At 67.4% G+C, this 18442-nt stretch carries 17 protein-coding genes; 11 read left to right on the top strand and 6 right to left on the bottom strand.

Features of this window, described 5'->3' with window-relative positions:
- Positions 1-2: 2 nt before the first annotated feature.
- Positions 3-926, top strand: a complete 924-nt coding sequence (locus QX132_RS26825) for an AEC family transporter (protein ID WP_316163281.1) — start codon at positions 3-5, stop codon at positions 924-926.
- A 9-nt stretch (positions 927-935) separates the two neighbouring features.
- Here the strand turns inward: QX132_RS26825 and QX132_RS26820 are convergent, their stop codons facing one another.
- The 3 genes from QX132_RS26820 to QX132_RS26810 are packed head-to-tail and all read right to left on the bottom strand — an operon-like array spanning position 936 to position 4131.
- Positions 936-1742, bottom strand: coding sequence for a CPBP family intramembrane glutamic endopeptidase (locus QX132_RS26820; RefSeq protein ID WP_315784495.1), 807 nt, complete (start codon positions 1740-1742; stop codon positions 936-938).
- Positions 1739-3382 carry an acyl-CoA dehydrogenase family protein gene (locus QX132_RS26815; RefSeq protein WP_316163280.1) on the bottom strand — a complete coding sequence of 548 codons (1644 nt, stop codon included), beginning with the start codon at positions 3380-3382 and terminating at the stop codon, positions 1739-1741. Before QX132_RS26815 ends, QX132_RS26820 begins: the two co-directional genes overlap by 4 nt.
- 23 nt (positions 3383-3405) lie before the next feature.
- Positions 3406-4131, bottom strand: a complete 726-nt coding sequence (locus QX132_RS26810; RefSeq protein WP_316163314.1) for a M15 family metallopeptidase — start codon at positions 4129-4131, stop codon at positions 3406-3408.
- A 151-nt stretch (positions 4132-4282) separates the two neighbouring features.
- Between QX132_RS26810 and QX132_RS26805 the strand changes: the two genes are divergently transcribed.
- The 5 genes from QX132_RS26805 to dprA all read left to right on the top strand — a co-directional run bounded on the left by QX132_RS26805 (position 4283) and on the right by dprA (position 9852).
- Positions 4283-5236 carry an aspartate carbamoyltransferase catalytic subunit gene (locus QX132_RS26805; protein WP_315740287.1) on the top strand — a complete coding sequence of 318 codons (954 nt, stop codon included), beginning with the start codon at positions 4283-4285 and terminating at the stop codon, positions 5234-5236.
- Between the two features lie 23 nt (positions 5237-5259).
- Entirely contained in the window at positions 5260-6561 is a 1302-nt protein-coding gene (locus QX132_RS26800) for a dihydroorotase (protein WP_316163279.1), read from the top strand.
- A gap of 30 nt (positions 6562-6591) precedes the next feature.
- Positions 6592-7188, top strand: coding sequence for a glycerol-3-phosphate 1-O-acyltransferase PlsY (gene plsY / locus QX132_RS26795; RefSeq protein WP_316163278.1), 597 nt, complete (start codon positions 6592-6594; stop codon positions 7186-7188).
- A gap of 136 nt (positions 7189-7324) precedes the next feature.
- Positions 7325-8671, top strand: coding sequence for a patatin-like phospholipase family protein (locus QX132_RS26790; RefSeq protein WP_315812819.1), 1347 nt, complete (start codon positions 7325-7327; stop codon positions 8669-8671).
- Between the two features lie 62 nt (positions 8672-8733).
- On the top strand, positions 8734-9852 hold the full coding sequence (gene dprA, locus QX132_RS26785; protein ID WP_315812820.1) for a DNA-processing protein DprA: 1119 nt from the start codon (positions 8734-8736) through the stop codon (positions 9850-9852).
- A gap of 3 nt (positions 9853-9855) precedes the next feature.
- On the opposite strand, the gene QX132_RS26780 is transcribed toward dprA, so the two are convergent.
- Complete coding sequence (locus QX132_RS26780; RefSeq protein WP_316163277.1) at positions 9856-10254, bottom strand: helix-turn-helix domain-containing protein; 399 nt, start codon at positions 10252-10254, stop codon at positions 9856-9858.
- 98 nt (positions 10255-10352) lie between these two features.
- Here QX132_RS26780 and QX132_RS26775 point away from each other — a divergent pair, with 98 nt between their 5' ends.
- Positions 10353-10964 (top strand): FMN-dependent NADH-azoreductase, encoded by a 612-nt coding sequence (locus tag QX132_RS26775; protein ID WP_316163276.1) that lies wholly within the window; start codon positions 10353-10355, stop codon positions 10962-10964.
- A gap of 75 nt (positions 10965-11039) precedes the next feature.
- Here QX132_RS26775 and QX132_RS26770 read toward each other — a convergent pair whose 3' ends face one another.
- Positions 11040-11813: a glucose 1-dehydrogenase gene (locus QX132_RS26770; protein ID WP_315775218.1), complete on the bottom strand. Its 774-nt coding sequence runs from the start codon at positions 11811-11813 to the stop codon at positions 11040-11042.
- Positions 11814-11957: 144 nt separating this feature from the next.
- Here QX132_RS26770 and QX132_RS26765 point away from each other — a divergent pair, with 144 nt between their 5' ends.
- Positions 11958-12401, top strand: coding sequence for a helix-turn-helix domain-containing protein (locus QX132_RS26765; protein ID WP_316163275.1), 444 nt, complete (start codon positions 11958-11960; stop codon positions 12399-12401).
- 13 nt (positions 12402-12414) lie between these two features.
- Here QX132_RS26765 and QX132_RS26760 read toward each other — a convergent pair whose 3' ends face one another.
- Positions 12415-12624 carry a hypothetical protein gene (locus QX132_RS26760; protein WP_315740362.1) on the bottom strand — a complete coding sequence of 70 codons (210 nt, stop codon included), beginning with the start codon at positions 12622-12624 and terminating at the stop codon, positions 12415-12417.
- A gap of 225 nt (positions 12625-12849) precedes the next feature.
- On the opposite strand from QX132_RS26760, the gene topA reads away from it, so the two are divergent.
- Genes topA through QX132_RS26745 form a run of 3 tightly spaced genes read left to right on the top strand, consistent with a single transcriptional unit; the run spans position 12850 to position 18423 of the window.
- Positions 12850-15603: a type I DNA topoisomerase gene (gene topA, locus QX132_RS26755; RefSeq protein WP_315812823.1), complete on the top strand. Its 2754-nt coding sequence runs from the start codon at positions 12850-12852 to the stop codon at positions 15601-15603.
- 4 nt (positions 15604-15607) lie between these two features.
- A complete protein-coding gene (rnr, locus tag QX132_RS26750; protein ID WP_316163274.1) occupies positions 15608-17983 on the top strand; it encodes a ribonuclease R in 2376 nt (791 codons plus the stop codon).
- Complete coding sequence (locus QX132_RS26745) at positions 17980-18423, top strand: DUF983 domain-containing protein (RefSeq protein ID WP_315740298.1); 444 nt, start codon at positions 17980-17982, stop codon at positions 18421-18423. The genes rnr and QX132_RS26745 overlap by 4 nt, the downstream gene beginning before the upstream one ends.
- Positions 18424-18442: the final 19 nt, after the last annotated feature.

Genomic DNA, 18442 nt, shown 5'->3' with positions numbered 1-18442 from the left:
GCATGGGCCCCGTCATCGCGGCGCTGGCGCCGGTGTTCCTGCTGATCGTGATCGGCTTTGGCCTGCGGCGCAGCCTGATGCGGCTCGATACCCAGTGGCACGGGCTGGAGCGGTTGACCTACTACGTGCTGTTCCCCGCCCTGCTGCTGCAGAGCCTCGTCAAGGCGGATCTCAGCAAGGTGCCGGTGGCCGGCATCGGCGGTGCGCTGTTCCTGGCGATGCTGGCGATGTCCGCGCTCTGCCTCGCCCTGCGGCCGCTGCTCGCGCGCGCCGGCGTCGACGGACCGGCCTTCACCTCGATCTTCCAGGGCGCGACGCGCTGGCAGACCTACGTCGCGCTTAGCGTATCGGGCAGCCTGTTCGGCCCCACCGGCCTTGCGGTGGCGTCGGTCGCGATGATCGCGATCATCCCGATGGTCAACGTGTTCAGCGTCGCGGTGCTCGCCCATTATGCCTCGCCGAACCGCCGCTCGCTCCGCGAGATCCTCGCCACCATCGTGCGCAATCCGCTGATCTGGGCCTGCGTCCTCGGCCTCGCGCTCAACGTCGCGCGGGTGCCACTGCCTAAACTCTGGCATGATGCCGCCGACGCGCTCGGCCAGGCGTCGCTGCCGATCGGCCTCCTGGTGACCGGCGCCGGCCTGCACTTCGAAGGCTTGCGTCGCGCCGGCCCGGCCGCCGCGCTCGGCGTCGTGCTCAAGCTGGTCTTGATGCCCCTCCTCGCGATCGGGCTCGCCGGATGGTTCGGCGTCACCGGCCCGAGCCTCGTCGTGGTCGCGATCTGCGCGGCGGTGCCGACCTCGCCGAGCGCCTATGTGCTGGCCAAGCAGATGGGCGGCGACGCGCCGCTGCTGGCGCAGATCATCTCACTGCAGACCGTGCTGGCGGCGCTGACCATGCCGCTCGCGATCGCCTGGGCCGGCTGAACACCGCGCTCAGGAGTGGCCGCTGGCGAGCCACATGGTCTGCACGGTGGCGGCGAGGTTGTTGAGGCCATGCAGCACGACGGTCAGCCAGGTCGAATGGCTGACCGAGCGCAGATAGCCGAACCACAGGCCGAGCGCGAGCACCTCGAGAAAGAAGTACCAGTCGTACTGCAGATGCATCGCGGTCCAGACCAGCGACGACAGGACGATCGCGCCCGGCACCCGCAGAAACGAATCCGACCAGCCGCGATAGAGGAAGCCGCGCGCGAACAATTCCTCGGACAGCGGCGCCGCGACGCAGAAGGCGAGCACCATCAGCCAGACCGTGCCGTCGCCCTTGGCCGTCTTCAGGACGTCCAACATGAAGCCCGGCGAGACCTCGCGCCCCGTCGCTCGTGACATCAGGTCCCAGGCGACGACGATCACCACCATGCCCACGATGCCGATGCCGACATACTTCCACGACGTCCAGCGCAGGCCGAGATATTCGGCGAAGGGCGTGCGGGTGTGACGGACGGCGAAATAGACCGCCAGCAGCACGGCCGGCAGGCCCATGATCACCGACAGCGACAAGGTCAGCCCGCGGCTGGCGATGTGAACCAGCGCAGCGGCGTCGGTCGGCCCGTCCCGCATCAGCAGAAAGTAGCCGACCACCGCAGCCTGGCCGGCGAACAGCGCGATGAAGATCACGAAGCCCCACAGCGCGGTCCACCAGAAGCCGAGCGTGCGCGGCTGGTGTTTCGCAGGCGCGACCTGTTGTGGTGGATTGGCCGGATCGAGCGAGTCCGCGACGGCGGCTTCAGGAGAATCGGTCAAGGCAGGGCGCGCTCCAGCAAGGCACGGATATCGGCGGGATCGAGATCGACCGCGCCATACATGCTCGGATGCACGGCGGCGAGCCGCGTGGCGGCGAACAGTTCGGCGTGAGCGGGCGTGACAGAATTGAGTGCGGCCGCGGCTGCCAGCAGCGCCAGCTTCTCGACCGCAAGCCGGGCAACGCGCTCGGAATCCGGCCGGCGGAAGCTGTTCTCGATGAAAGCGAGCGCCTCCGCCGCGCCGGGAAGCCCGCTGGTCTCTGCCTTCAGTTGCATCAGCACGTGCGCGGCCGCCTCCGCCTCGCGCGCCAGCGCCCGCAGCACGTCGAGGCACATCACGTTGCCCGAGCCCTCCCAGATCGCATTGACCGGCGACTCCCGGAAATGGCGCGCGAGAATGCCGTCCTCGACATAGCCGTTGCCGCCGAGGCATTCCATCGCCTCATACAGGAACGGCGGCGCGCTCTTGCACACCCAGTATTTGATCGCGGGCGTCAGCAGCCGCATGTAGGCGGCCTCCGTCGCATCATCATGCGCGCGATCGAACGCACGGCACAGCCGCATCACCAGCGCCACCGTCGCCTCGACATGGACGGCCATGTCGGCGAGCACCGCCTGCATGAGCGGCTGGTCGGCGAGATGCTTCTGGAACACGATGCGGTGGCGCGCGTGATGCAGCGCGTGCGCGAGCCCCGAGCGCATCAGGCCGGCCGACGAGATCGCGCAATCCTGCCGCGTCAATTGCACCATCTGGATGATGGTGCTGATGCCCCTGCCCTCGTCGCCGACCCGCTCCGCATAGGCGCCGACGAACTCCACCTCCGACGAGGCATTGGAGCGGTTGCCGAGCTTGTCCTTCAAGCGTTGAAACTGGATCGCGTTCACCGAGCCATCCGGCTTGAAGCGCGGCATGAAGAAACAGGTCAGGCCACCTTCGGCCTGCGCCAGCACCAGGAAGGCGTCGCACATCGGCGCCGACATGAACCATTTGTGCCCCGTGATGCGATAGCCATCGGTCGTGCGCTCAGCGCGCGTCATGTTGGCGCGCACGTCGGTCCCGCCCTGCTTCTCGGTCATGCCCATGCCGAGCGTCATGCCGCGCTTCTGCCACCACGGCGCAAACGCCGGATCGTAGTCATCAGTCGCGATGACCGGCATCGCTCTTGCCAGCAGATCCGGCTGGGCGGCCAGCGCCGCCACCGAGGCCCGCGTCATCGTGATCGGACACAGATGCCCGCTCTCGACCTGCGAGGCGATGTAGAACTTCGCGGCGCGCACCACCTCCGAGCAGCCGCCGACGGGCTGGCCTTCTGCCGTCCATGTCGAATTGTGCAGGCCGGCCGCGGCCGAGCGCGACATCATCGCATGGTAGGCCGGATGAAATTCGACGACGTCTCGCCGAAAGCCCTTGGCGTCGAAGCTGCGCAGCTTCGGCGTGTTCTCGTTGGCGAGCCGGCCCTGCTCGGCCATCTCGGCCGAGCCCCACAGCGCACCGAACGCAGACAGCTCCTGCTCGGCGCCAGCACCGCCATTGGCCTTCACCGCGTCGACCAGCGGCTGGTCTGCCGTGAACAGGTTGACGTCCTCGAATGACGGCGACTGGTTGAAGACCTCATGGGTCGCGAAGGAAGACTGCGTCATGGCCGTGCCCTGCTACAGATCGATCATCGGCGCGGCCGAATGGGAAAAACATAAGTGGTCGCGCCAGCGCCCGGCAGCGAAAAGTGCCACCACTCCTTGGCATAGTTCACAAAACCTTGCCGCGCCATGGCCGAGAGCAGCTCATCGCGCCAGCGCCGCTGCTCGGACGTCAATCCTTGCGCGGCGGTATGCGCCTTGGGATCTAGACAGTCGTAGCCGGTTCCCATGTCGACGCTGCCCTCGGGCGCGCGTAGCGCTGCGGGCGCGGTGCAGTCCGCGTAGTCCTTGGCCGGGTCGAACACCGCCGAATTATCCGCCGCGAGCTCGACCAGCGTGAGATCGAGCGCCGCACCCGTCGAATGGCTCGAACGCACGGCGATGTAGCCGAGACGGAACAGGTCCTGCTTGGCAATGCGCGGAGTGTAACGGCGACCGGCCGTGGTCTCGACGCCGTCCTGCGACCAGGCCAGCATCTCCGCCACGGCACGCACCGGCCGGTAGCAGTCGAGCATCTTCAGCGACAGGCCGCGCGGCCGCAGCTCGGCTTGGATGGCCTGCAGCCGCCGCGCCACGTCACGCGTCACGACGCATTCGGCCGCCCCGTAGCCCGGCAAAGGGCGGCCGACGAAATTGTTGCTGCCGGCATAACGGATGTCCTGGAGGATCGTCGGGTCGATGTCGCGGAGATAGACGAAATCGAACGGCAACGCGCTCGCACAGGCCGGCACGATCGCCGACAGCAGGATCAGGGCATATCGGAGCGGACCTCGTCTGGCGATGGCTCGCCAGCCGCCGGTTTGGAGCGCCCTGAGAGGCTCGAAAGACGGAACGGGGGATAACTCGGAACACCGGCTTTCGGCCTTGCCCCCTGCGGAAACCGCGCCTATAGCTCTGGCTTTAATGGCAACCTCTCCGAAATCGACTTTCGTCCTCGGGCACCGGCATTTGCTGGGAATCGAGGGCCTTTCCGCCCACGACATCACCGGTCTCCTCGATCTGTCCGAGGAGTATGTCGAACTGAATCGTCAGGTCGACAAGAAGCGCACCGTGCTGCGCGGCCGGACCCAGGTCAACCTGTTCTTCGAGGCGTCGACGCGGACGCAGTCCTCGTTCGAGATCGCGGGCAAGCGGCTCGGCGCCGACGTCATGAACATGTCGGTGTCGTCCTCGTCCATGCGCAAGGGCGAGACCCTGATGGACACCGCGGTCACGCTCAACGCGATGCATCCAGACATCCTGGTGGTCCGTCACCACGCCTCCGGCGCGGTGGAGCTCTTGGCTCGCAAGGTCGACGGCTCCGTGATCAATGCCGGCGACGGCGCGCATGAGCATCCGACCCAGGCGCTGCTCGATGCGCTGACGATCCGCCGCAACAAGGGCCGCATCGAGGGGCTGGTGATCGCGATCTGCGGCGACGTGCTGCATTCGCGCGTCGCGCGCTCCAACATCCTGCTGCTCAACACCATGGGCGCCCGCGTCCGCATCGTCGCGCCCTCCACGCTGCTGCCGCCCGGTATCGAGCGGATGGGCGTCGAGGTCGCGCGCGACATGCGCGAGGGCCTCAACGGCGCCGACATCGTCATGATGCTGCGGCTGCAGCGCGAGCGCATGAACGGCTCGTTCGTGCCGTCGTCGTCGGAATATTTCCAGTATTTCGGGCTCGATCAGAAGAAGCTCGCTTACGCCAAGCCAGACGCGCTGGTCATGCATCCGGGACCGATGAACCGCGGCGTCGAGATCGAGTCCATCGTTGCCGATGGCGCACAATCGCTGATCCGGGAACAGGTCGAAATGGGGGTTGCCGTGCGCATGGCCGTGCTCGAAGCACTGGCCCGCAACCTGCCCAACGCGTGATACAGAAGTCGGGACAAAACGCCATGCTGACCGACCGCCGTCCGATCCTGCTCGCCAATGCGCGCGTGATCGATCCCTCCCGCGACTTCGACGGCCCCGGCGACGTGCTGATCGCCGACGGCGTCATCCGCGACCTCAAGCGCGGCATCGGCGCGGCCGGCGTGCCCGAGGGCACCGACGTCATCAACTGCGCCGGCAAGATCGTCGCCCCCGGCCTGATCGACATGTGCGCCTTCGTCGGCGAGCCGGGTCTGGGCCATCGCGAGACCTTCGCCAGCGCCAGCCAGGCCGCTGCGACCGGCGGCATCACCACCATCATCTGCCAGCCCGGCACCGAGCCGGTCATCGACAACTCGGCGACCGTCGACTTCGTGCTGCGCCGCGCGCGCGACACCGCCATCGTCAACATCCAGCCAATGGCGGCGCTGACCAAGGGCCTGCGCGGCGAGGAGATGACCGAGATCGGCCTCTTGCGCGCTGCCGGCGCCGTCGCCTTCTCCAACGGCCACACCAGCGTGATGAACGCTCAGGTGATGCGCCGCACGCTGACCTACGCGCGGGATTTCGACGCCCTGATCGTGCACCACACCGAAGATCCCAATCTCGTCGGCGAAGGCGTCATGAACGAAGGCGAGTTCGCCTCGCGGCTCGGCCTCTACGGCATTCCGCCCGCAGCGGAAGCCGTCGTGCTCGAACGCGACATGCGCCTGGTGGCGCTCAGCAAGGGACGCTATCACGCGGCCGCGCTGAGCTCGATCGACTCGCTCGACATCCTCAGGCGCGCCCGCGAGGCAGGCCTCACGGTGAGCGCGTCGGTCTCGATCAACCACGTCACCCTGAACGAGAACGACATCGGCCCCTACCGCACCTTCCTGAAACTGACGCCGCCGCTGCGCACCGAGGTCGACCGCCGCGCGCTGGTCGAGGCGCTGGCCTCGGGCCTGATCGACGTCATCATGTCGGACCACACGCCGCAGGACGTCGAGGTCAAGCGGCTGCCGTTCGCGGAGGCTGCGAGCGGCGCGGTCGGCCTTGAGACCATGCTGCCGGCGGCGCTGCGGCTCGTACACAATGGCGAGCTGAGCTGGACGCCCCTGATCCGCGCGATGTCGACCCGGCCCGCCGAGCTGCTCGGCCTGCCCGGCGGCACCTTGCGGGCGGGCGCGCCGGCAGACGTCATCGTGATCGATCCCGACGTGCCCTGGATCCTCGATCCGGCCGACCTCAAATCGCTGTGCAAGAACACGCCGTTCGACGAAGCCCGCTTCACCGGCCGCGTGGTCCGCACCATCGTCGGCGGCCGCACCGTGTTCGAACATGTCTGACGCAAGGCCAAGCTCGGAAGGAGCGGTATGATGGGTTCCGAAGCCTTCCTGCCCCTCGCTCTCATCATCGGCTATCTCCTGGGGTCCATCCCGTTCGGCCTGATCCTGACCAGGCTGGCCGGCACGCAGGATCTGCGCAGCATCGGCTCCGGCAATATCGGCGCCACCAACGTGCTGCGCACCGGACGCAAGGGGCTCGCGGCAGCAACCCTGCTCGGCGACGCGCTGAAGGGCACGGCCGCGGTCATCATCTCCGGCTATCTCGGCGGCCCGAATGCCGCGATGATCGCGGGCCTCGGCGCCTTCCTCGGCCACTTGTTCCCGGTGTGGCTGAAGTTCCGCGGCGGTAAGGGCGTGGCGGTCTACATCGGTATTCTGCTTGGCCTGTTCTGGCCCGGCGCCATCTTCTTCTGCCTGGTGTGGCTCACCACCGCGTTCGCGCTCCGCTACTCATCGCTCGCGGCACTCGTCGCGAGCGTGCTGACGCCCATCGTGCTGTGGGCTTTCGGTCACACCGCGCTGGCCGCCTTGTTCACCTTGCTCACACTGTTGCTCGTTTACATGCATCGCGAAAACATCAAGCGATTGCAGTCGGGCACCGAGAGCAAGATCGGGGCGAAGAAGTAATCACTCCGGACAAATACGGAAAACCTGTGTTGCACCCTGATTTCACAGCGGCTGCACAGCAACACCGGCGATTCATCAGCTAATAAGTTAACGCGGGACTCTGGCGTGAATCATGATTGCCTGTCATGATTCCTGCATGTGGTTACGCAAGACCAATTCCAGCGGTTCGTCGGCCACGCACGATGACCGTACTGATCAGGCTCCGGCGCAGCAGAAGGCGGCCCCGGCCCGATCGAATGCCAGCCTGCTGCTCTCGGCCGCCGAGATCTGGTCGACCGGCATCACGGCCGCTGCAGAACCAGCGCCGACGCCTGAGGCAGTCGCGCCTGCCGCGACGATCATGTCGGATGTCGCGCCGGCCGTTGCCGAGATGATCATGGCGGCCACGAGCGCACCCGTGATCAGCGAGACCAAGGCCGCGGAGACGCCCGAGCGAACGCTGGCGGAGACGATCGCAACGGTCACGCTGCCGCCACCACCCCGGACGTGGCCGCCGCGCAAGCTGTCGCTGGCCCTGCAGGGCGGCGGAACGTTCTCGGCCTTCACCTGGGGCGTGCTGGATCGCCTGCTCGAGGAGCCCGGTTGCGATTTCGACACCATCAGCGGCGCCAGCGCCGGCGCGGTCAACGCCGCGCTGCTCGCGAGCGGGCTCGCCAAGGGCGGCCGCGACGAAGCCCGCAACCGGCTCGCTTTGTTCTGGACCCGGCTGATGGAGGAGGCGTCGTTCCGATCGCTGTTGGTGATCGGCGCGTACTCGCCGGCGAGCAGCTCGGTGTCGTTCGGCGCGGGGCTGCGCGGCGGACGCGCCGACCCGCTCGATCTCGACCCGCTCCGCGACATCCTCCTCGAGACCATCGACTTCGACGCCGTGCAGGGCCCGGCCGCGCCCCGCCTGCTGATCGCGGCGACCCGGGCCCGTGACGGCCTGCCGCAGATCTTCCGCAATGCCGGCATCACGCCGGATGCGCTGCTCGCCTCCACCTGTCCCGCGCAACTGCACGCCGCTGTCGACATCGAGGGCGAGGCGTATTGGGACGGCAGTTACCTCACCAATCCGCCGCTGATCCAGATCGCGCATGAGTCCAGCGCCGCCGACCTGCTGGTCGTTCAGGTCACGCCCGCGCGCGACGGCAATGTCCCGATGACCTCGGCCGCGATCGATCGCCGTCTCGACCAGATCGCCGGCAATGCGGTCCTGAACGCCGAGCTCGCGGCGCTCGAATGGGCGCGCAGCGACGGCCTGCATCCGCCGCGCGTTCATCGGCTTGCCGCCGAGGACGAGATCGAGGCCCTGGCTCAGCGCGATGCGACCGATCTCGGCAGCAGCTTCATCGAGCTGCTGTACCAGCGCGGACGCGACGCCGCCGAGCGCTGGCTGCGCGAGGCTCCGGTCGGCACCACGCCGGCCATCCAGGGCGATCAGCCGGCGCTGTCGTCTCCGATATCCGCGTCCGAGGATGTGCGCGACGTCGCGCCGGCGTAGCGCGCCCTCTTCCCTGCGTCCTCGGGTTGCTCCATTCTAGTCCCCGGTAAAGGGGGCTTTGCGTGGATGCCATCAACACGACGATCGAGCTGAGCGACACCGAGCGGCGCGACCGGCTGCGCCTGATCCGGTCCGACAATGTCGGCCCGCGCACCTTCCGCTCGCTGCTCGACCATTTCGGCACCGCGCGCGTAGCGCTCGACCGGCTGCCCGATCTGGCACGCCGCGGCGGCGCGGCCGGAGCCGGCCGGATCTGCACGGTCGGCGAAGCCGAGGCCGAACTCGAAGCCTGCAAACGGCAAGGCGTCGAACTGCGGGCGCCGAACGAGGACGGCTATCCGCCCCGCCTCGCCACCTGCGAGGATGCGCCTCCGCTGCTCGCGGTGCGCGGCGCCCGCGAGACGTTGATGCGCCCGATGATCGCCATCGTCGGCTCGCGCAACGCTTCCGCCGCCGGACTCAAATTCGCCGGCCAGATCGCCCATGAGCTCGGTCAGGCCGGCTTCGTCATCATCTCCGGCCTCGCCCGTGGCATCGACCAGGCCGCCCATCGCGCGAGCCTCGGCAGCGGCACGGTCGCGGTGCTCGCCGGCGGCCATGACCGGATCTATCCGCCGGAGCACGTCGACCTGCTCGGCGCCATCATCAGTGGCAGCGGCGCCGCGATCTCCGAGATGCCGCTCGGACACGAGCCGCGCGCCCGCGACTTTCCCCGCCGCAACCGGCTGATCTCCGGCGCCTCGCTTGGCGTCGTCGTCGTCGAGGCCGCGCATCGCTCGGGCTCGCTGATCACGGCGCGCATGGCCGGCGAACAGGGCCGCGAGGTCTTCGCCGTCCCGGGCTCGCCGCTCGATCCCCGCTGCGCGGGCACCAACGATCTCATCAAGCAGGGCGCCGCGCTCGTCACCGAAGCCGCCGACATCATCCAGGCCGTCGGCCCGATCATGGAGCGGCCGCTGCCCTTTTCGCTGCGCGAGCCGGACGAGGAGTTGTTCGCCCCCGATCCCGAAAGCCACGACCGCGCGCAGATCACAGCCCTGCTCGGCCCGACGCCCGTCTCGATCGACGACCTGATCCGGATCAGCGGTCTGTCACCCGCCGTGCTGCGCATGGTGCTGCTCGAGCTGGAGCTGGCCGGCCGCCTGGAGCGCCACGGCGGCGGGATGGTGTCACTCACCTAGCGCTCAGTCGGCATCCTTGCGTGCGTCGAAGTGCGTTCGTGCCCGCTCGATCTGCTCCTGGTGCTGGATGGCCCAGTGCCCGAGCGCCTGCACGGGCTGCGACAGGCCGCGGCCGAGATCGGTCAATTCATAGTCGACCCGCGGCGGGATGGTCGGAAAAACCGTGCGCGTCACCAGCCCGTCGCGTTCGAGGCCGCGCAGCGTCAGGGTCAGCATGCGCTGGGAAATGCCGCCCACGAGGCGCTTGAGCTCGTTGAAGCGCTTCGGCCCGTCCTGCAGCATCATGATGACGAACACGCTCCATTTGTCGCCGACGCGCGCCAGGATCGAGGCGACGCCCCGGCAATCATTGTGCTCCGGCTCCGCCGGCAGGCCAGGATCAGGGCTGTTCGCAGGTGTCATGGCTGTGCCCGAGTTTCAAAAATGTGCGTTCTTGTGGGGTTACAGCACAGTCACTCATAGTGCGCCAGTTACAAACCAATACCAAGGTGACTGACCCGATGACCCAACTCCTTCATGTCGACTCCAGCGTGCTCGGCCCCCACTCCGTCAGCCGTCAGGTGTCCGCCGCAATCGTCGCGCGGCTCCGCCAGCTGACGCCGGACCTCGAGGTCACCTATCGGGATGTCGCCGCAGAACCGCTGTTGCATCTGTCTGGCGCGCATGTCGCGACCATGCGCGGAGGAGCGGCAGCGGATCCAGCCATCGAGGCGGACATCACGTCCGGTCAGGCGGTCCTTGAGGAGTTTCTCCGCGCCGATACCGTCGTGATCGGGGCTCCGATGTACAATTTCTCCATCCCGAGCCAGCTCAAGGCATGGATCGACCGCATCGCGGTCGCGGGCAAGACCTTCAAATATGGCCCGAACGGCCCGGAAGGGCTCGCCGGCGACAAGCGCGTGATCATCGCGATCTCGCGCGGCGGCCGTTATGGCGCGGATACGCCGATGGCCGCCTTCGAACATCTGGAGACCTATTTGCGCGGGGTCTTCAGCTTCATCGGCGTCAAGGATCTCACATTCATCGCGGCCGATGGTGTCCAGATCGGGCCGGAGCAGCGCGAGCAGGCGCTCGCGACGGCGCTTCACACGGCCGGCGATCTCGCTGCCTGATCGAGACGGTGGCTGCCGCCGGCAGCCACCGTCTCTCACCGTGACGAGGCCTCGCCACAGGCTGCTCTCTGGCGCCTATCCCCGATAGATCGGCGCACCGGCCGGCGAGCTCGTGGCGCCGCCATCGACGAACAGCTCCTGCCCCTGGATGTGCGCGGCATCGTCCGACGCCAGGAACAGCACGGTGCTGGCGATATTCTCCGGCTCGCCGATATGGCCGAGCGGCGTGGTCGCCGCGATCCTTGCCTCGAACATCTTCTCAGCCTCGGGCGTCGCGACCGCGGCGCCCCAGATCGGCGTCCGGATCGCGCCCGGCGCAACCACGTTGACGCGGATGCCGCGCGGCGACAGCTCCGACGCCAGCACCCGGGCCATCGCGCGCACCCCAGCCTTGCTGGCGGCGTAGGCCGAATAGCCGGGATTGCCCAGCACCGAGATCACGGAGCCATTGAGGATGATCGAGGCGCCGTCCTTGAGATGAGGCAGCGCCGCCTGAACGGTGAAGAACACGCCCGTCAGATTGGTGCGGATCACCTGCTCGAACACCTCGGGCCTGGTTGCTCCGGCCGGGGTCGCGCCGGGGATGCCGGCATTGGCGAACAGGATGTCGAGCTTGCCGAAGCGCTCTGCGGCGCGGGCGGCCGCGGCCTCGGTCGCAGCGATGTCGGTGGCATCGGCCACCAGCGCCAGCGCGTTCGGCCCGAGCTCGCGCGCCGCAGCCTCCAGCCGCCCGGCATCGCGCCCGGTGATCGCGATCCTGGCGCCTTCCGCGACAAAACGGCGGGCGGTCGCAAGCCCGATGCCGCTACTGCCGCCGGTAATCAGTGCCGTCTTGTTTGCAAGCCTCACGCCCGCCTCCATATGGTTGCATTATTAAACCGATAGACGACATAGGCCGATCGGTTTTATAATGCAACCACACAAGCGCGTGACCAGACGCTGGTGCGGCCAGGGTACCAGCCGTCCCGCGGGTGACAGGACAAGGATGACGTGATGGTCAAGCGCACCAGCCTGGAAGGCGACGCCTGCCCGATCGCGCGGTCGCTGGATGCGATCGGCGACTGGTGGTCGCTGCTGATCATCCGCGATGCCTTTCTCGGCGTGCGCCGCTTCAGCGCATTTCAGCGCAGCCTCGGCATGGCGAAGAACATCCTTACGGTGCGACTGCGGGCGCTGGTCGATCGTGGCATCCTGACCACCGAGCCGGCCGCGGATGGCAGCTCCTATCGCGACTACGTGCTGACGCCGAAAGGCCGCGGCCTGTTTCCGATCCTGGTCGCACTGCGACAGTGGAGCGAGGAATTCGACGAGCACCCGGACGAGATCGCCACCGCGCTCGTCGACCGCGCGAACCGCAGGCCGGTTCGCAAGCTGATGCTGACTGCGGAGGACGGCCGGACGCTGGCGCCGGAGGAAACCGCTCTCGCCCCGCGCTGAGCGCGGCTGGCCGTCAGCAGAGCCTGTGGCGGCTGCGCAGCCTGAGGTGCTCCTCGGCCTCCAGGTTCGCCATGCGCAGCAGGTAGTCGAGCATGTCGAGGTGATGACGCTGCGCCAGATGCGACAGGCTGGCCGTCACCTCGGCGATCAGCGCCGCCGCGGCGTCGGGATCCTCCACCGTCACCTCGACGTCCGGGTCGCTTTTGTCCACTGCCTTGGCCAACAACCGTCACCCAGCATAAGGAATTTGACGAAAAACAACCTCAAAAGAGCACGATTCTCATCGTGCTCCGTACAACCTGATAGGTACTTCGCCGGTCGAACGCAATCGCCTTTCAACATCCCTCGATTTGACAGGAACCCCCTCACCACCCATGTTCGGGTCAACGCAGCCGGCGCGAATCCCGCGAAGCCAGCTTCAATCCTTCCACTAAGCCATTGGAAATACATGAATATCGTCATCGTGGAGTCGCCTGCCAAGGCCAAGACGATCAATAAGTATCTGGGCTCCTCCTACGAGGTTCTGGCCTCTTTCGGTCATGTCCGCGACCTTCCGGCCAAGAACGGTTCCGTCGATCCGGACGAGAATTTCCGCATGATCTGGGAGATCGATCCCAAGGCGGCCGGCCGACTCAACGATATCGCCAAATCGCTGAAGGGCGCTGACCGGCTGATTCTCGCCACCGACCCTGATCGCGAGGGCGAAGCGATTTCCTGGCATGTGCTGGAGGTGTTGAAGGAGAAGCGTGCGCTCAAGGATCAGAAGATCGAGCGCGTCGTCTTCAACGCCATCACCAAGCAGGCCGTCTCGGAGGCGATGAAGCATCCGCGCCAGATCGACGGCGCGCTGGTCGACGCCTACATGGCGCGCCGCGCACTCGATTACCTCGTGGGCTTCACTCTCTCTCCCGTGCTGTGGCGCAAGCTGCCGGGCGCCCGCTCGGCCGGGCGCGTGCAGTCGGTCGCGCTGCGCCTCGTCTGCGATCGCGAGCTCGAGATCGAGAAGTTCGTCCCGCGCGAATACTGGTCGCTGATCGCGACCTTGGCGACGCCGCGCGGTGACACCTTCGAGGCGCGCCTCGTCGGCGCCGACGGCAAGAAGATCCAGCGGCTCGACATCGGCACCGGCGCCGAAGCCGAGGATTTCAAGAACGCGCTCAATGCGGCGAGCTACACGGTCGCGACCGTCGACGCCAAGCCCGCGCGGCGCAACCCGCAGGCCCCCTTCACCACCTCGACCCTGCAGCAGGAGGCGAGCCGCAAGCTCGGCTTCGCGCCGGCGCACACGATGCGCATCGCGCAGCGTCTCTATGAAGGCATCGACATCGGCGGCGAGACCACCGGTCTCATCACCTATATGCGAACCGACGGCGTACAGATCGACGGCTCGGCGATCACCCAGGCCCGCAAGGTGATCGGCGAGATCTACGGCAACAAATATGTGCCGGAGAGCCCGCGCCAGTACCAGGCCAAGGCCAAGAACGCCCAGGAAGCGCATGAAGCGATCCGCCCAACCGACCTGTCGCGCAAGCCGGCCGACCTGCGTAAGCGGCTCGATGACGACCAGGCCAAGCTCTATGAGCTGATCTGGACCCGTACGATCGCGAGCCAGATGGAATCCGCCGAGCTGGAGCGCACCACCGTCGACATCATCGCCAAGGCGGGCGCCCGCACCCTGGAGCTGCGCGCGACTGGCCAGGTCATCAAGTTCGACGGCTTCCTCGCCCTCTATCAGGAAGGCCGCGACGACGAGGAGGACGAGGACGGCCGCCGCCTGCCGCAGATGAGCCCGAACGAGCCGCTCAAGCGACAGAATCTCGCGGTCACCCAGCATTTCACCGAGCCGCCGCCGCGCTTCTCCGAGGCCTCGCTGGTCAAGCGCATGGAGGAGCTCGGCATCGGCCGACCCTCGACCTATGCCTCGATCCTACAGGTGCTGAAGGACCGCGGCTATGTGAAGCTCGAGAAGAAGCGGCTGCACGGCGAGGACAAGGGCCGCGTCGTCGTCGCGTTCCTGGAGAACTTCTTCCGCCGCTACGTCGAGTATGATTTCACGGCGGATCTCGAGGAGCAGCTCGACCGCATCTCCAACAACGAGATCGCCTGGCAGCAGGTCCTGAAGGATTTCTGGACCGGCTTCATCGGCGCCGTCGACGACATCAAGGACCTGCGCGTGGCGCAGGTGCTCGACGCGCTCGACGAGATGCTCGGGCCCCACATCTATCCGCCGCGCGACGACGGTGGCGATGTCCGGCAGTGCCCGACCTGCGGCACCGGACGGCTCAACCTCAAGGCCGGCAAGTTCGGCGCCTTCGTCGGCTGCTCGAACTATCCGGAATGCCGCTACACCCGCCCGCTCGCCGCCGACAGCGAGGCGACGGCCGATCGCGTGCTCGGCCAGGATCCGGACACCGGCCTCGACGTCGTCGTCAAGGCCGGCCGCTTCGGGCCCTACATCCAGCTCGGCGAGCAGAAGGATTACGCCGAAGGCGAGAAGCCGAAGCGCGCCGGCATCCCGAAGGGAACATCGCCCGCCAGCCTCGAGCTCGACTATGCGCTGAAGCTGCTGTCGCTGCCGCGCGAGGTGGGCATCCATCCGGAGACGGGCCTGCCGATCATCGCCAATCTCGGCCGCTTCGGGCCGTTCGTGAAACACGACAAGACCTATGCGAGCCTGGAGGCGGGCGACGAGGTGTTCGACATCGGCCTCAACCGCGCGGTCACGCTGATTGCCGAGAAGATCGCCAAGGGCCCGAGCAAGCGCTTCGGCGCCGATCCCGGCAAGGCGCTCGGCGACCATCCGTCGCTCGGCCCCGTCGCCGTCAAGGCCGGCCGCTACGGCGCCTATGTCACCGCCGGCGGCGTCAACGCCACCATTCCCGGCGACAAGGAGAAGGACACGATCACGCTGGCGGAGGCGATTGCGCTGCTCGACGAGCGCGCCGCCAAGGGCGGCGGCAAGAAGGCCAAGGGCAAGGCTGCGAAGCCGGCCAAGGCTGCCGGCAAGGCCAAGCCGAAGACCGGCGGTGACGACGACACGCCGAAGCCGGCGAAAAAGGCCGTGGCGAAGAAGGCGGCCGCCAAACCGAAATCAGACTCCACCAGCAAGGCGCGTGCGCCCGTCGCCAAGGCCGCCAAGACCTCGGCCAAGCCTGCGACCAAGGCGACGCCCAAGAAAAGCGCCGGCAAGGCCCGCGGATGAGAAAATGACCCAAAAGCGCGACATCGGCTTCCCTTCGCGGGAGGCCATCGTCGCCTTCATCCGCGCCAATCCGGGCAAGGTTGGCACCAAGGACATCGCCCGCGCATTCGGCCTGAAGAACGCCGATCGCGTCGCGCTCAAGCAGTTGCTGCGCGAGCTCGTCGCCGACGGCACGGTGAAGAAGAGCGGCCGCAAGAAGGTCGTCGAGACCGCGACCCTGCCGGCCACGCTGGTCGCCGACATCACCGGGCGCGACAGCGACGGCGAATTGATCGCCAAGCCGGCCGAATGGGACGAGGCCGAACAGTCCGAGCCGCCGCGCATCCGCATCCACACGCCGCGTCATGCCGGGCCGGGCTCGGCCGCCGGCGTCGGTGACCGCGCGCTGCTGCGGGTCGAGCCGATCAAGGATGCCGAAGGCGTGGCCTATCGCGGCCGCGTGCTCAAGGTGCTCGATCAGGCGCGGCCGCGCGTGCTCGGCATTTTCCGCAGCAATCCCGGCGGCGGCGGCCGCCTCATTCCGGTCGACAAGAAGCAGGCCGGCCGCGAGCTCTCCATCGCGCCCGCCAACACCAAGGACGCCAAGGACGGCGATCTCATCAGCGTCGACCTGCTGCGTGGCCGTGGCTATGGCCTGCCCGCAGGACGCGTGAAGGAGCGCTACGGCTCGGTCGCCACCGAGAAGGCGATCAGCCTGATCGCGATCCATGCCCACGAGATCCCGATGGACTTCTCGGCCGCGGCGGTGGCCGAAGCCGAAGCCGCGCTGCCCGCGACCTTGAAGGGCCGGGAGGACTGGCGCGAGCTGCCGCTGGTCACGATCGATCCGCCCGATGCCAAGGACCACGACGACGCCGTTCATGCCGCGCCCGACCCCGATCCGAACAATGTCGGCGGCTTCATTGTCCACGTCGCCATCGCCGACGTCGCCTACTACGTGCGGCCGGGCTCGGCGCTCGATCGCGACGCGCTGATCCGCGGCAACTCGGTCTACTTCCCCGACCGCGTGGTGCCCATGCTGCCGGAGCGCATCTCCAACAATCTGTGCTCGCTGGTGCCGGGCGAGGCGCGCGGCGCGCTCGCCGTGCGCATGGTGATCGGCGCCGACGGCCGCAAGCGGTCGCACTCGTTCCACCGCGTGCTGATGCGCTCGGCCGCGAAGCTTTCCTATGCGCAGGCGCAGGCCGCGATCGATGGCAAGCCGGACGACGTCACCGGTCCCCTGCTCGAGCCGATCCTCACGCCGCTTTATGCGGCCTATGAGGTCGCCAAGCGCGGCCGCGACGCGCGCGATCCGCTCGACCTCGACATCCCCGAGCGCAAGATCCTGCTCAAGACCGACGGCACCGTCGATCGCGTCGTCGTGCCGGAGCGCCTCGACGCCCACAGGCTGATCGAGGAGTTCATGATCTCGGCCAACGTCGCCGCGGCCGAACTGCTGGAGAAGAAGGCGCTGCCCCTGATCTACCGCGTGCATGACGAGCCGACGGTGGAGAAGATCCATGCGCTGCAGGAGTTCCTGAAGACCCTCGACGTGCCCTTCGCCAAGAGCGGCGCGCTCAGGCCCTCGCTGTTCAACCGCGTGCTGACCCTGGTCGCCGGCCAGGACTACGAGCATCTCGTCAACGAGGTCGTGCTGCGCTCGCAGGCGCAGGCGGAATATTCGACGGACAATTACGGACATTTCGGCCTGAACCTGCGCCGCTATGCGCATTTCACCTCGCCGATCCGCCGCTATGCCGACCTCGTCGTGCACCGCGGCCTGCTGCGCGCGCTGGGCCTCGGCGACGGCGCCCTGCCCGACAGCGAGACGCCGGATCATCTCGCCGAGGTCGCGGCGCAGATCTCGGTCACCGAGCGGCGCGCGATGAAGGCCGAGCGCGAGACCGCCGACCGGCTGATCGCCCATCACTTGGCCGACCGCATCGGCGCTACCTTCCAGGGCCGCATCTCCGGCGTCACCCGCGCGGGCCTGTTCATCAAGCTCGACGAGACCGGCGCCGACGGCCTGGTTCCGATCAGGACCCTCGGCACGGAATATTTCGACTATGACGAGACGCGGCACGCGTTGATCGGCCAGCGCAGCGGTGCCATGCACCGGCTGGGTGACGTCGTCGACGTGCGTCTGGTAGAAGCTCAGCCGGTGGCCGGCGCGCTGCGCTTCGAGCTCCTGACCCAGGCGGATGTCCTCGTTTCGCGGCATGGCCGCCGCGACCGGTCGAAGAGCAAGACGACCGTCAAGGCGAAGAGCAAGGCGACCAAGCGGGCCAAATCCGAGGCTCGTCCGAAGCACGAAGAAAAAAGCCGCAAGAAAAGCCAAAAGGCAGGGGCAAAACGCAAGCCCGGCACATCGAAGAAAGGCAGATCATGGACGCCATGAGTTCAACGCCCCACGCAATGCCGCAAACCTGGACACGTGACACCGGCCTGGCCGAGAAGCGCGACGTCTGGACGGCGATGAAGCGCGGCCTGCGCTGCCGCTGCCCGCGCTGCGGTGAGGGCAAGCTGTTCCGCGCCTTCCTGAAAGTCGCCGACAACTGCGACCGCTGCGGCCAGGATTTTTCCGGCCATCGCGCCGACGATCTTCCCGCCTATCTCGTGATCGTCATCGTCGGCCACATCATCGTGCCGCTGGTGCTCTCGATCGAGACCAACTACGCGCCGCCGGTGGCGCTGCAACTCGCGATCTATCTGCCGGTGACCTTGGTCGCCGCGCTCGCCTTGATTCAGCCGGTCAAGGGCGCCGTCGTCGGGCTGCAATGGGCGTTCCGCATGCACGGCTTCGACGACAATCCGGTGGAGGGCATTCCGCCGGTGTGAGCATTCGACCGATCGACGA

It is taken from the genome of Bradyrhizobium sp. SZCCHNRI20481, from assembly GCF_032485055.1.
Lineage (GTDB): Bacteria > Pseudomonadota > Alphaproteobacteria > Rhizobiales > Xanthobacteraceae > Bradyrhizobium.
The sequence above is the reverse complement of the archived record's forward strand: the minus strand, read 5'-3'. Positions and strand labels throughout refer to the sequence as shown.